The 14,411-nt window shown below is 40.7% G+C and carries 11 protein-coding genes; 4 read left to right on the top strand and 7 right to left on the bottom strand.

Annotated elements, in window-relative coordinates; translation table 11 throughout:
- The first annotated feature begins 7 nt into the window (after positions 1–7).
- Complete coding sequence (locus ACH11B_RS02600; protein ID WP_377613053.1) at positions 8–1,390, top strand: FGGY-family carbohydrate kinase; 1,383 nt, start codon at positions 8–10, stop codon at positions 1,388–1,390.
- 28 nt (positions 1,391–1,418) lie between these two features.
- Here ACH11B_RS02600 and ACH11B_RS02595 read toward each other — a convergent pair whose 3' ends face one another.
- The 4 genes from ACH11B_RS02595 to ACH11B_RS02580 are packed head-to-tail and all read right to left on the bottom strand — an operon-like array spanning position 1,419 to position 4,601.
- A complete protein-coding gene (locus ACH11B_RS02595; RefSeq protein ID WP_377613051.1) occupies positions 1,419–2,729 on the bottom strand; it encodes a sensor histidine kinase in 1,311 nt (436 codons plus the stop codon).
- 34 nt (positions 2,730–2,763) lie between these two features.
- Positions 2,764–3,438, bottom strand: coding sequence for a response regulator transcription factor (locus tag ACH11B_RS02590; protein WP_377613049.1), 675 nt, complete (start codon positions 3,436–3,438; stop codon positions 2,764–2,766).
- Positions 3,439–3,447: 9 nt separating this feature from the next.
- A complete protein-coding gene (locus ACH11B_RS02585) occupies positions 3,448–4,290 on the bottom strand; it encodes a hypothetical protein (RefSeq protein WP_130858202.1) in 843 nt (280 codons plus the stop codon).
- 14 nt (positions 4,291–4,304) lie between these two features.
- Positions 4,305–4,601 (bottom strand): hypothetical protein, encoded by a 297-nt coding sequence (locus tag ACH11B_RS02580; RefSeq protein WP_013663821.1) that lies wholly within the window; start codon positions 4,599–4,601, stop codon positions 4,305–4,307.
- A 242-nt stretch (positions 4,602–4,843) separates the two neighbouring features.
- Between ACH11B_RS02580 and ACH11B_RS02575 the strand changes: the two genes are divergently transcribed.
- Both ACH11B_RS02575 and ACH11B_RS02570 read left to right on the top strand, forming a co-directional pair.
- Positions 4,844–5,647, top strand: coding sequence for a DUF4382 domain-containing protein (locus tag ACH11B_RS02575; protein WP_013663820.1), 804 nt, complete (start codon positions 4,844–4,846; stop codon positions 5,645–5,647).
- 40 nt (positions 5,648–5,687) lie between these two features.
- A complete protein-coding gene (locus ACH11B_RS02570; protein WP_207303810.1) occupies positions 5,688–6,203 on the top strand; it encodes a hypothetical protein in 516 nt (171 codons plus the stop codon).
- 243 nt (positions 6,204–6,446) lie between these two features.
- Here ACH11B_RS02570 and ACH11B_RS02565 read toward each other — a convergent pair whose 3' ends face one another.
- On the bottom strand, positions 6,447–6,665 hold the full coding sequence (locus ACH11B_RS02565; RefSeq protein WP_013663815.1) for a hypothetical protein: 219 nt from the start codon (positions 6,663–6,665) through the stop codon (positions 6,447–6,449).
- 341 nt (positions 6,666–7,006) lie between these two features.
- On the opposite strand from ACH11B_RS02565, the gene ACH11B_RS02560 reads away from it, so the two are divergent.
- Positions 7,007–9,301, top strand: coding sequence for a GH92 family glycosyl hydrolase (locus ACH11B_RS02560; protein WP_130858200.1), 2,295 nt, complete (start codon positions 7,007–7,009; stop codon positions 9,299–9,301).
- Positions 9,302–9,366: 65 nt separating this feature from the next.
- Here ACH11B_RS02560 and ACH11B_RS02555 read toward each other — a convergent pair whose 3' ends face one another.
- Both ACH11B_RS02555 and ACH11B_RS02550 read right to left on the bottom strand, forming a co-directional pair.
- On the bottom strand, positions 9,367–10,851 hold the full coding sequence (locus tag ACH11B_RS02555) for a SusD/RagB family nutrient-binding outer membrane lipoprotein (protein WP_289552578.1): 1,485 nt from the start codon (positions 10,849–10,851) through the stop codon (positions 9,367–9,369).
- 12 nt (positions 10,852–10,863) lie between these two features.
- Positions 10,864–14,100, bottom strand: a complete 3,237-nt coding sequence (locus ACH11B_RS02550) for a SusC/RagA family TonB-linked outer membrane protein (protein ID WP_377613046.1) — start codon at positions 14,098–14,100, stop codon at positions 10,864–10,866.
- Between the last annotated feature and the right edge of the window lie 311 nt (positions 14,101–14,411).

Raw genomic sequence — 14,411 nt, 5'->3', positions numbered from 1 at the left:
AACAACGATGAAGATACCGGTTATTGCCATATTTGATGTAGGAAAGACTAATAAGAAATTATTTTTGTTTGATGAACATTACAGGATTGTATTCGAACGTTCCGCTCGTTTTACTGAAACGGTAGACGAAGATGGCGATCCCTGTGAAAATCTTGCCAGTCTTCGCTTATCCGTTTTTGACTCCTTACATGAAGTATTCAGAAAGGATGAATTCGAGATTAAGGCTATCAATTTCTCAACCTATGGGGCAAGCTTCGTATATATTGATGAGAGTGGTAAACCCTTAACGCCGCTATATAACTATTTAAAGGATTATCCCCAAACCTTAAAAGATCAGTTTTACAAGCAATATGGTGGCGAGGAGAATTTCGCCTTACGGGCCGCTTCGCCGGTATTGGGAAGCTTAAACTCCGGTATGCAATTGTATCGATTAAAGCATGAAAAACCGAGCGTCTTTAAGCAAGTATATAAAGCCCTGCATTTGCCCCAATATATGAGTTTCCTAATATCGGGTAAGGTTTACAGCGATATGACAAGTATTGGTTGTCACACCAATTTATGGGATTTTCAGAAGAGCGGATACCACGAATGGGTAGAACAGGAAGGAATTTTAGACAAATTGGCGCCCATTGTACCTGCTGATTCAGTCTTTCAGGCCTCCTTTCCGGGTAATAACTATGCTGTTGGTGCGGGCTTTCACGACAGCTCAGCCGCGCTAATTCCTTATTTAGTAAGTTTCACTAAACCCTTTGTGCTCCTTTCTACGGGTACTTGGTGTATCAGTTTAAACCCTTTTAACGAAGAGCCGCTAACAAGTGAGGATTTAAAAGCTGATTGCTTATCCTATATCCACTACCAGGGAAAACCGGTTAAAGCTTCCCGTTTATTTGCCGGATATGAACATGAACAGCAAACCAAGCGAATTGCTGCCCATTTCAACGTGTCTACCGCCAAATTTAAAAACATTGCTTTTGATACGCATTTAGCCAATAAATTGCAAGAACAGACGGATCAATCGGTAGGGATGAGTCCTCAAGAAAGCTTGGCTATTTTCGGTAAACGAGATTTAGGAAAGTTTAGAACCGAAACAGAGGCTTACCATCAGCTGATGATCGATTTGGTGAACGCTCAAAAGATATCAACTACATTGGCTATAGGTGCATCTACCGTGAAAAGACTCTTTGTTGATGGCGGTTTTGGAAAGAATGTTATTTACATGAATCTGCTTGCTGAAGCATTCCCGCAAGTGGAGGTATTCGCAGCTTCTATGGCACAGGCAACAGCGGTCGGTACAGCTTTAGCTATCCATCAATCATGGAATAGCCTCCCTTTTCCGAACGACATCATTGAGTTGAAATATTATGCCCCGGTGAAAAAAGTAGCCTCTTAGCACAAAGATTAACATGTTGTCTTGGGTGTTAAATAGGAAACAGCAGTTTAAAGACAGTTCCTTGATCAGTATCGGATTCAACACTAAGGGCTATATGGTGATAATTGCAAATACTTTTTACAATGGTAAGCCCCAGCCCGTAGCCGCGGTTTTCGCCATCGGTCGACTTTTTGAATCGATCAAAAATAAACGGAATTTGTGCTTCCGGAATGCCAACACCTGTATCTCGAATGCTGATTTCATAACCGGGGATTAAAATACGATCGCTGATATATATACGGCCGTGCGCTCGATTAAATTTGATGGCATTATTGATTAGATTATAAAACAGATGGAAGAGTAGATCTCTGTTCACGTTTGCTAAATTTTGATTGATGGTTAGGTTTACTTTGGTTTTAATTTGCTTTTCTTCCAGTTTTATTGCCAATTCCTCTAAGATTTCTCGAACCAATTCCAAAGGATAGACTAAGTCTTTTCTCGCAAATTGCGCATTGTCGATTCTTGAGATTAACAATAAAGAACTCGATATTTTTTTTAATCGAGTTAAGGTTTTCATCATTTCAACGATGTGTTGTGCGAACGGTTCTTCAAGCCCTTCTCCTGTTAGTAAATTTTCCATTTTGCTCTGAAGTATACTAATGGGTGTCATCAATTCGTGAGAGGCGTTTGCGGTAAATTCCTTTTCTTTTTCAAACGCTTCGTTTACTTGTTTCATTAAAATTAAAATCGATTCATCCAGGTATCTGAAGTCATAGGTGCTTGTTTTTATGGGGGGGTGTTGTCCTCTAAATGGGAACTTGCGGTTCAGTAACCGCGTCCTTATGATTTTATTTAGTGGACGAACCAACAAACGTAGGAAGCTTAAATCGATAATTAGGGTGAAGGCGATTAGTACGATCAGCGTATATAAGGTGAAGCGTTGGAGCGGTTTGTTATATTGGTTTATGCTATTTACTGTTTTCCCTATTTCTAACAAATAAGTTTGCCCATTATGTTGAAAAGTATGGCTTAAGATTCGATATCGTAACGTGTCGTTCTCCACAATACGCTGAGATTCCTTAATATTATCTAGGTGAAGATTGGTAGGAGCGGGTTCAATTGCTATGTATTCCTCCTTTAACATAGTGTAGCTTCCATATTCTTTATCGCCTTGCAGATAGTAATCCAAGCCATTCTGTTCCAAGTCCGCCAATACTTTGGTCTTTTGCTGGCCCAAAATGTAGTTCGTGTATTCAGAAGCGATCTGATCAACCAGCATAGGTAAAAGCAGTATAAAGATGATTACGATAATCAATTTTGAACTACTTATAAATAGTAAAAGCTTGGTAGATAGTTTCATCGTAAAGACCCTATTATATAGCCATTAAAGTAATCTATCCTTTGATTCGGTATCCGACACCGCGTACCGTTTCAAGCCATTCGGTACTTGCCCATAGACCGAGTTTTTTTCTAATATTCTTGATATGAGCATCAATGTAGTTTGAGTCATTATCATCTATAGCATAAGAACCCCAAATGTGCTCACTTAATTGCATTCGCGTTAAAACCCTATTCTTATTCAACAGCAAATAGCTTAGCAAATCAAACTCTTTCCGGGAAAGGTCAATCGGGTTACTATCAAATAGAACCAAGCGTTTCGGTAAATCAATACTGAAATCACCTAAGCGTATGAGTTCGTCCTGCAATTTGAATTTCCTTCGCGCAATAGCCTGCATACGCGATTGTAATTCCAAAAGATAAAAAGGTTTTGAAAGGTAGTCATCCGCACCTAGATCCAATCCTATGATCCGATCGTCCAAATTACCTCTTGCTGTCAATATTATATAAGCGGCCTCCTCATTATGTTTTTTTGCTTTCCGTAAAATATCCAGTCCATCCCCGTCCGGTAAACCTAAATCAATCAATATGAAATCATATTGATTCAAGGCGATCTTTTCAGCCCCTTCCTGATAGGTATGAGCTAAATCGCAAATATAAAAGGCCTTCTTTAAGAAATCAGCCATCTCATAGGCTAAGGTTTTTTCATCTTCTACAATGAGTACTTTCATAGTGCGGCTTTAAAATTGATAATAAAAGGCCAATCCAAAAAAAGATTGTGCACGTTTTATTGCTTCATCTGAAGGGACCAAAAGCGATAATTGATAGCTTAATTCTATTAAATAACTACTACGACTATAACTTAAAGGCAGTTTAGCGTTGTATGTAAGCATGGAAAAGGATTTAGATGGAATATATTCGGTCACCCCTCCTGAATTTCCCGGGTTTGTTGGCGGCTTCCCATTTCCTTTATCCTGCCCACGTTGGTTCTTAGCTCGTACATAGGTCTCATAGTAATTTCTCGTTCCTGCTACCAATTCTATAGAAGGTTCTATGCTAATCAGATCTTTATCATCAAATAGGTTGCCCAGACTCGCGTCCTTGGAGTTGGAAAGCGTTAAAAAAATGTCTTGTTCATCTCCAAAAGCATAATCGACATCCAAGGCACTCTTAAACCAAGGCCAGTGATAACTTAACGAGCCATTGAGGTTATTCGTGAGCGATGCTTGAAGCAAAGGGGAATTGGTGGGATAAAACGATCGTGTATAAGCTAAACCGCTCGATATCTTTTCGTTGAAATTGTAATCGTAACCTATGCCTAGATCGGTTCCGGAAATTCCGGATCCGTAATTTAAAAATTTGTATGAACTGGCAGAAAAATATAATCCAAAGGGTAAACGAACTGTTGCATTTAGTAAGACATAAGGCAGCTTCTCATCCGTAACTTGCCCATAATAATTAATATTGCTGTTATAAAGTGCTGCAAAAGTATAGCTTGCGCTTGCTAAACTATCGTTGATTTGCCTAGCTTGCAAGTGCGAAAAAATTAAACAAGTGAATACAATCGAAATAGCTAATTTCATCTGATGCCAATCATTTAATGCTTCTTAATTTTTGGTCGAATCACTTTTGGTTTAACTTTTATATTCGGTTTTACTTTAACAGGTGCGTTTTGTTTCTTCGCTTTTGGTACTTGCTTTACCTCCACTTGCTGTTTAGTTTTTTCCGGTTTCTTATTCTTTCCTTTATCGTCCTGTTGTCTATTAGATGCAATGGAGTACTCATCATTTACCGAATTTGTAACTTCAGGTAATGTGGGTACTGTAAATGCATGGCAAATAGAGGCGTTTAAAAAGAACAAAAATACGGTATGCAAGTGATAGTGCCTCAACATGAGCTTATGATTTTGATAATTCAGAACCCATTTCGGGTCCTATTAACAAAGATCTGTTCTTTGTATGAAAAATAAATGAAATGTCGAAATAAAAAAGATTTAAAATTTCATGTTGTTTTCATCTTGTCTCCTCAATTTTGAATCAACATCTATTTATGGGAAACATGTTTAAGCAATAGGGTGTGCATGTTAAACGGATGAAACAAGCGCACACACCGAAGGAAACATAAAAAACAGATCGTATGAAAACGAAAAACGTTTATTTAGCATTAGGAATAGCAATTATAGGACTTTTAGCCTTTGCCGGCTGCGATAAAAACGATGATAGTGCCGGGGGCGGAACAACTAGGGTAGAGGTACGTATGACAGATGCTCCAGGTAACTTTGATGCAATCAATTTACATGTCAAAGAAATTGTATTAAAGTCGGACGAACGATCCTATACTTTTGCCGCTGAAACGGGTTTGTTTAATATTCTCGATTACAGAATCGGAACCGCCAATCCTGATATTTTGGTGGCTTCAGGTGAAATGCCCAGTGGCGACATTACTGAAATCAGGTTGGTGCTTGATGACGGAAATACGATAGTTGTAGATGGAACGGAATATGCATTAACAACACCAAGCGGCCAATCTTCCGGTTGGAAAGTAAAATTGACAGAAAACCCTGTCTTGGTGCCGGGAGTGACTTATACACTTTTATTAGACTTCGACGCGGCTAAGTCCATTGTGCAAACCGGAAATGGAAAATATCTACTAAAGCCTGTTGTTAGGGGAGTGACGGCGGCTACCTCTGGACTTATATCCGGTTCCGTATCACCGATAGAAAGTTACCCCGAAGTACTTGCTATTCAAGGTACCGATACCGTGGGAACCGTTGCCGATCCATCAACAGGCGCATTTACAATCGGAGGTTTAGCTGCGGGAACTTATTCGCTGAAAATTGTTCCGCAGGATACTCTTGCCTTTCCTGATAGCACGATTGCTAATGTATCTGTTTCACTTGGTCAAAATACCAACATGGGTGTTATCAACTTAGAAAATTGATAAACGCGGAGCAGGCAGCCGACAACTAAAAAAAATAAAAATGAAAAAGCTATTATTACTTGTCATTTTAGTGACAATAGGGTTTATACCAATAAAGTCCGCAGCACAGGTGCAAGTAAGCATCAATATAGGATCACAGCCTCTCTGGGGGCCCGTAGGATATGATTATGTCGATTATTATTACTTGCCGGAAATTGAGAGCTATTATTACGTGCCATCCAGACAGTTTATTTATCTAAGCAATGGATCCTGGGTTTTCAGTTTAAATCTACCTCCACGATATAGAGGATATGATCTATACACGGGATATAAGGTAGTGATGAACCAGCCCCGACCTTATATGTATTTTAATAACCATAAGGTTAAATATGTTAAATATAAATCGAATCATTCGCAAGGAGTGATTGCACGGAGTAATAATCCTAAATACTATGTTGTAAAAGGACACCCAAAATACATGAAAGCCGGAAATGGGGGCAAGGGGAAAGGGAACAATCTTATTAAAAAAGGTGGCGGCCAGCACAAGGGACATGGCGGTCACGGACATAGTAAATAAAAGTCCCTATTCTAGCTTTGTGCCATTGCACCTGGCCTAATTTTGGCCGGGTGCATATGGTTTTGCTGACTTGGACCCCGTTGCTTTTTTGACCTGGCCCGGAGGCACTTTTCCACTTCTGCCTGCGGTTCTTGTGGTATAACAGGAACTAAATAAAAGTATGCTAGACAATGTGAGTAAGAAGTAAATCTTTTTCATGGCGTTATTTTTAGCACTTCTATCGAATATAGTGCCAAAAATAAGTTAACTCAAAATCCCCGCGCTTATATATTCCTGCTCTCTAACATCCGGGATGTTATTGCTGATCAACCAACTCTTGAATAGGTTTTCATCCGGGGCAATGTAATGTACAATGCTGCCATCCGTTAAAAGCAAAGTGAAAAGTTCTAAATTACTTATATATCTTTTTATTTTATAGGCTGGATATTCAAATCCGTCCAAATTGGTAAAGGAAGTTTCCATAAGCCAGCGATCATTTAATTTTAATTATAGCCTCTAAATTATTGGTTTTGTTTTGTAAATAGCTGATAAATAAAAAGTTGGTCAATTAACGCGAAAGTGTGTGTATAGCTGTTAAGAGCTTTCCTAGCTTTCAAGAAAATCTGAGTTATTGGGTGACCTTTTTTTACCACAGTTTGCGCAGAATTGTATTTTTTGGCTAAAAAATGTCCATTGATCGTAGCCCTTCACCAAATGATAGGCATACCTCGCCTAATCAAAAAAGCCAATCATTTTGTTTAGTGATTTACTTGATAAATGGTATCTTGCCTTATCAGCTAGCAGCTAGTTTCTTTAACATTCATATGAAAGAATTTTTAATTGTATATAGCACTTTCGTCGCTTTGTTTTTCCATAGTCCTGTTTTTGCCCAACAGTCCCAATTGATTCATTTTGTACAACCTTTGGCAGGAACCGCGGTTAGCGGCACTGACGCAGCAAAAAAGCATAGTGAGGCTAGCTCCGAACAATATGCCAATACAATCCCGGCAGTAAGTACACCGTTTGCTATGACTCAATGGACGGCTCAAACAAGAAAGACGGAACAGAAATGTGTAGCTCCTTACTATTATAGCGATTCGTTAATCAATGGTTTCCGAGCGAGTCATTGGCTAAGCGGTTCTTGTACGCAAGACTATGGTAGTTTCAGTGTAATGCCTGTTAGCGGCTCTTTACAGAAGGCGTTGCGACAGGCATCGAGCTCCTTTTCACACAACAATGAACAAAGCACCCCGGCTTATTATCAGGTAACACTCGATCGTTATCAATTGCTTGTAGAATTAACCGCTACTGCAAGATGTGGTATAATACGGGTCACTGCCCAGAAAAGTGATAGTGTTTATTTGCTAATAAATGCAAATAGCGATCAACATCAAGGGCAGTTGCATTTTGGAGGAAAGGGAAAAGTTCTTGGAAAGAACCCGGTTCATCGTATTTATCAGGGATGGGGTGAATATGCGGGATTCGATGGTCATATGTGTCTAATAACAGAGAGCGTACCATCAATTAGCGGGAGTTTTCATCAGGGTAAGATACAAAAAAGTGTTCTGGGTAGAAGTGACGAGACGAGTGGTATTTACCTGGGGTTTTTTCTAAAAAAAGGAGAGAGTATTTGCTTTAAAATAGGTACTTCCTTTACTGATATAGCCGGCGCCGAACAAAATCTAAAAGAGGAAATTCCCTTTTGGGCATTCGATGAGGTTAGGCAAAAAACAACAGATTTGTGGGAACAAGCTTTGGGAAAAATTGTGGTAGAGGATAATGACCTACAAGGCAAGCGAATCTTTTATACAGCCATGTATCACGCGATGCAACATCCACGCTTGTTTAATGATGTTGATGGCAAGTATCCCCGGTTTGCAGGAAGCAGCGGGTATGCACTGGCCGGACCAGCTGATTATTATGACGACTTTTCAATGTGGGATATCTATCGTGCACAGATACCCTTACTGGAAATTATAGAGCCGGAATTGGTGAATAATTTTGTGAGCTCCCTCATCAACAAGGGCGCACAGGGCGGATGGATGCCGATTTTTCCTTGCTGGAATAGTTATACTGCCGCCATGATCGGCGATCATGCCACGTCGGTCATTAGTTCAGCTTTTCTTAAAGGAATCGGACGGACCGACCCTTATGAAGCTTATGCGCTCCTTCGTAAAAATGCATTTATTGTGCCTGATACGGTCAGTTATCATGAGGGTAAAGGTAGACGCGCTTTGGCAACTTACCTGCAATATAATTATATTCCAATGGAGGATAGTGTGCCAATTGCCTTCCATAAAAAAGAGCAGGTGAGCCGAACACTAGAATATGCTTATGATGATTATGCATTGGCTATGTTCGCAAAATCTATCGGACAAACTGCAGATTATAAGCGGCTGCTCGCACGGGCAAAGAATTATGAAAACGTGTTCGATAAAGAGACGGGGATGGTCCGCGGACGCTATATTAATGGAACATGGTACAAACCATTCAATGCAAATAAGAGGGAACCCTATATTACGGAAGGAACACCGCACCAATATACATTTTATGTGCCTCAGGATATCCCGGGTCTCGCTAAATTGATGGGAGGACGAGACGTATTGAAAAATAGTTTAGATAGTTTATTCTCAAGCGGAGGCTATTGGCACGGCAATGAACCGGGGCACCAGATTCCCTTTCTCTATAATTTTACAAGTTCGCCGTGGAAGACACAGGAACGTGTAAGGCAGCTTTTAAAGGAAGAATATACGGACGGGCCGGGCGGACTCAGTGGGAACGATGATGCCGGGCAGATGTCGGCCTGGTATGTTTTTGCCTCGCTTGGCTTTTACCCGGTGGATCCGATCTCAGGTAGTTATCTGTTGACAAGCCCTTTTTATAAGAAGTATGAAATGTTGCTGCCTGACGGTAAAAAATGGATAGTAACTTGTGATAAAGATCCCGAAGACCATCCCTATATCCGTTCGGTTAGTTTAAATGGACGAGATCTCCGAAGGAACTATATTAAATACGAAGAGATCATGCAAGGCGGCAATTTGAAATTTCAATTGGCAAAAAAGCCCACGCAATGGGGAAGTACTGAAAAAGAACAAGTGCAGGGACTCAGCATTAGATGAAAAAAAGGCCCTTTCTCTACAAGAGAAAGGGCCGAATATTTGTAACTTCTCAAAGAAGTTAGTAATTACTTAACACCTGTTCGGGTATCCCACCACATTTGTTGGCCCCAAGCGTAATCAGAGACATTGCTTAATACTACGTCTAGATTTTCTCGATTAAAGAGATACTCATTGTTTGGATACGGAATGCGGAAGGGCTGGTCATTGTGCGCGTCGCCGTATATTGAGTTTAGCGATGGATAGTTCGTCGAAGGTATTCCTGTTCTACGATATAGCGCCCAAGCCTCGAAATTATCTTTGAAAAGTGCAACCCATTCATCCCACCAGATGCGCTCTTTAGTATTATCCCATTTGCCCTTCCCCGCAAGGTAGGCTTCGGTAGCTGCTTGGCTAATGCCGTTATCTTCCATTGATAACCGTACGGCGTTTTCGTATGCCTCTTGTGCGCTAATGCCTACATTATAACCCAGCATAGCGGCCTCTGCCATAATATAATAACTTTCACAAGATTTGAAAAAAGGTGTAAAGCCCGCGGCATTCTTCATATAACGGTCGCCTATGTATGAAATCCGGGTTAATACAGGAGGAGGAGTCTTTGCACCATTCTGATAGCCACGATATTCCCCATCCGAAGCAACATTGGCCACGCTGGCAATCCGTGGATCTTCCATTTCTTTTAGGTGATCAATAAAAATATCGGCCATGCCAAAGTTATTTACACGCGAATCCCCGGTATACCCAGTTTCATACCATGGTTCATAATATGGTGCTGCACCAGGCCAGTATAAATAGCAATTAGCCGCATTAGAATTGATTACAGGATATTTCTCGGGTTGCGTGCAAATTTCTTCAATAGTGCTCTTCGCTAAATCTGGGGCAACACCCGAAATATGGATAGCCATACGAAGTCTTAAAGAATTGCAAAAGCGTTGCCATTTTTCCATGTCACCTTGGTAGATAAAATCACCTTCTCCAACTTCATCAGTACCGAAACCTGTGGCCATTTCATCTGCAATGGCTTTTAAACTAGCCATCACTGCGGGATAAATATCCTCCTGTTTGTCATATTTCGCTTTTAATATACTACCTTCTTCTTCAGCCCCCTGAAGCGCTTCCGAATAAGGAACGTCCCGCCAACCATCCGTTAAATATTGCCACATATAACATTGCCACAAACGGGCAACTAAGCGAATATTTTTGTACGCATCGGCAGCTTCTTCCGTTTTAGCCAACAGATCCTTTAATTGTGTATTGTTATAATAGCAAGCATACCATCGGTTGCCATAACCATTATTGGTAGGGACAAGCCCTCCGAAATAGTCCAAATACTGTATTTTGACAATATAGCCAGCAAAAGTGCCATAGCCATCAATATCCCCGCCAAACTGTTCCCCGGAATTTCGTAAAACGTTTGCGAGCATATTCGTTGGTGGTACATCCGGTAGTGCATCCGGATCGGTGTTGACTTCGTCAAAAGTTCTGGAACATCCACTTATCGCCGTCATTATTGCAACGATAGCTACTGTCATCAATCTATTTCTAATTTTCATGATTTTTCTTTGTTAAAATGTAACGCCTAACTTCAATCCAAAACTACGGGATGTAGGTACGGACGCTTGTTCAAAGCCTACACCGCGGCTATCGCTCGACACACCTCCGGTTTCAGGGTCAAGACGCATGGTATTCGATTTATGTACCCAGAGTAAGGCAAGATTAGAGCCGATAAGCGAAATATTCGCCCGTTTAATGCCTTTAAAACGCTGAAGGTATTTTTGCGGAACGGTATAAGTGATGGAAGCTTCACGAAGTTTCAAGAAAGACCCGTCGAACACATACATTTGATCGATACCCCCTGATTCATACCATGTTTGAGCATCCGTAGCGATGGTGTTCTGTACCCAAGATCCGTCCGCTGCTTGCATAGCAAAACGTTCGTTAGGCATGACATCTACACCAGCTACAATGGCTCTTTCACGCACACCATTTTCAGCGGTAATTTCTGCAGTTCCCGCTACATAGCTATGCGCCATGGTTTGCGACCAAATATCCCCTCCCTTACGCATATCTAACATGAACCCGAAAGAAAAGTCTTTAATGGTAAAATCATTACGCCAGCTTAACAGGAAATCAGGATTGATATTTCCCAAATTCTGACTAGCTTTACTTCTGACCAAACCATCAGAGGTTACTTTTATCGCACCTGCCATGGGGCCATCCTCCACACGATCATATCCGGGACCCACCAACATACCCCAAGGCTCTCCGGCTCTAGCCATTGTGGCAATCCCCCAAGTCCAGCCAATCTGATAATCGTTAACGCCTAGTTGTGGATATAGCTCAATTACCTTACTTTGGTTTTTAGCAAAATTAACCGTGCTTCGCCAATTTAAACCGGTCTCTTTTTTAATAATATCGCCATACACCATAATTTCAACACCTTTGTTTTGTATCTCACCGGCATTTAAAACCATGCGGTTAAAGCCTACTACATTGGACGTATTCACATTTAGAATCTGATCCACGGTTTTTTTGTAGTAGTAAGTGAAATCGGCGTGTAAGCGGTTATTTAAAAAGCCTAATTCCGTTCCTACCTCCCAGGTAATAGTGTTTTCAGGTCTTAAGTTCTTATTTGGATAAGTCATACTCTTATACATTTGCGCTACACCGTCAAAAGAATTGTTTTGCGCATAGTAATACAGCTGATTCTGATAAGCTGAGGTCCCTGCACCAATCTCGGCCCAACTGCCACGTAATTTCCAGAATGACAGGACTGTTCCGCTTAGACTAGGAAAGCTTGTAGTAGGCAGCCAAGTTAAACTAAGTGAAGGATAAAAGAAGTCGTCTTTTACGGTTGAGCTCCAATCATTACGCAAACTAGCATCGAGGTACAATTGCTCTCTCCAGCCTAGTGATGCAGACCCATACACGGAATTCGATCGGATATGTGTATGATCCATTTCGGTAATCGCGTCTCCTTTTTTATTGGCAATAGTATAGACTCCCAATACGGTTAACGCATCGGCGCCTTGCATTGTTCTTGACCATTTCGCATCTCGATAGTTGACTCCCGCCATGGCAAATAGGCTGAAATCGTTTAGTTGTTTATTGAAAGATGCAATAAAATCCAGGTTTAACTCCGTGTTATCCTGTTTGATGTCTCTGAACATGCCCTCCCGATAAGAGGTGTTGTAGTAATTCTTTTCCAACGCTTTTGACCCATAGTAGTCAAATCCCATTCTACCTTCAAATTTTAAAAATTCAAAAGGTTGATAATACATGGAGGTTTTTCCGAAGAACCGATCCCGTTGAAAGCTATTGGTGTTTTCATATACATTAAAAAAGGGATTGATATGGTAGCTTTGGTTCCAGTTATAATAGGTATAATCGCCTTTCTCATCCCGCTGATCCCACTTAGCTTTTAAGCTCGCCATATTAACCTGGCGGCCAGACCAAATGAACCCATTGATTGGGTTATTTCCTTCGTAACCTTGGTTTAGCAAATTATCACTTTCGGTTCTTGAATAATTACCCATCACGTCGTAGGAAACCTTGTCACTAATATTCATGTTATTATTCAATTGTAAACTGTACCTCCGTTGGTCTGTATTTGGAACAGTACCTTGTTGATTTCTGTACGACATTGATACGCGCGTACTTGATTTATCCGTACGAGAAAGTAATGATACGTTATGATTCATTGAATAGCCGGTGCGTAAAAATTCCCTCACATTATTTGGGTGTGAAATCCAATCGGTTGCTTGGCGCACCCCATCAATTACCGGGCTGTCAAATTGGGGTAACTTTAAGCCTATATCCAAACGAGGGCCCCAAGATTCGTCGAAGCCATCATTGACACTGTTTTCATCATTTCCGGTGCCATCTACATATCTAAAGCTTTTTTGAGCGGCATAATCTTGATAGCTCAAACCGTCTTCGTCTAGACCGTAATGGTACTCGTCACCATCATGCCCTTGTCCATATAAATTCTGGAGCTTAGGGTAGGTGTACGCGCGATCAAGGGTAAAATTACCATCATAGGATATGCTCACGCCATGGTTGGCATTTTTGCCTGATTTGGTGGTGATTAAAATAACACCATTTCCTGCGCGCATACCATAAAGGGCCGCTGATCCACCTTTTAAAACATTAATCGATTCAATATCCTCTGGATTGATATCATTCAACCCCGAACCGTAGTCAACCCCTTTATAGGTGTTATCGCCCGAGCGCTGGCTATCACCATTAATTGGTACCCCATCCACTACTATAAGTGGCTGCTGATCACTGTTTAATGACGAATTTCCACGGACTGAAATGCGTGAAGAAGCACCAACCGTTCCGCCGAATTGATTCACTTGCACACCTGCTACTTTGCCCGAAAGTGCACCTGTAACGCTTAGCTGTCCGGATTTCGTCAAATCTTCTGACTTTACTTCCTGAACTGCGTATCCTAGAGACTTCCGCTCTCTGGTAATACCAAGTGCAGTGACCACCACCTCATTTAATGTTTGCTCGTCAGCATTTAATACGATTTCTAATGTGGTTTGTTTTTCAATGGTTATTTTCTTTTTTTCGTACCCGATGGCGGTTACGTTTAAAACAGTTGGACCGTCATAAGTAACGGAAAATTCCCCATTAGGTCCTGTTGATGTTCCTGTTCCATTTGCTAATGTAATGGAAACTCCCGGGATTGGCTTTTGTTCGCTGTCTACCACCCTTCCTCGCAGAAGCGTCTGCGCATAAAGAGTAGTAGACAAGAAAAAGCAAAAAACCAAAAAGGTAAAGATCTTTTTTCTCATGGTGTTTAGTTTTTGTTGAATTGGGTTGATCTTTTTATTTTTTTTAAAAAGTACAGCTCAAATTTATCGTTCTGAGTCAGCTGTTTTTAATCGGATTTTAACCTAAATTTATCTAATTTTAACCTTATTTTAATGTGGGGTTATTGAGAGAAGGTGCGATTGTGGTTTGGATTGGTGCTTCTATAGTGTCTGTGGTACTTAATTTGGGTGTTTTTCTGTTTTTTGTGATAGGTTTTTGTTTGTTTTTGAGATATTTTGTGCTATACGTGTGCATTTTCTTTATGCTAACCCTTATATAGTGAATTGTTAAT

This window comes from Olivibacter sp. EAT-5, from assembly GCF_044784325.1.
In the GTDB taxonomy this organism is placed as follows: domain Bacteria; phylum Bacteroidota; class Bacteroidia; order Sphingobacteriales; family Sphingobacteriaceae; genus Olivibacter; species Olivibacter oleidegradans.
The sequence above is the reverse complement of the archived record's forward strand: the minus strand, read 5'-3'. Positions and strand labels throughout refer to the sequence as shown.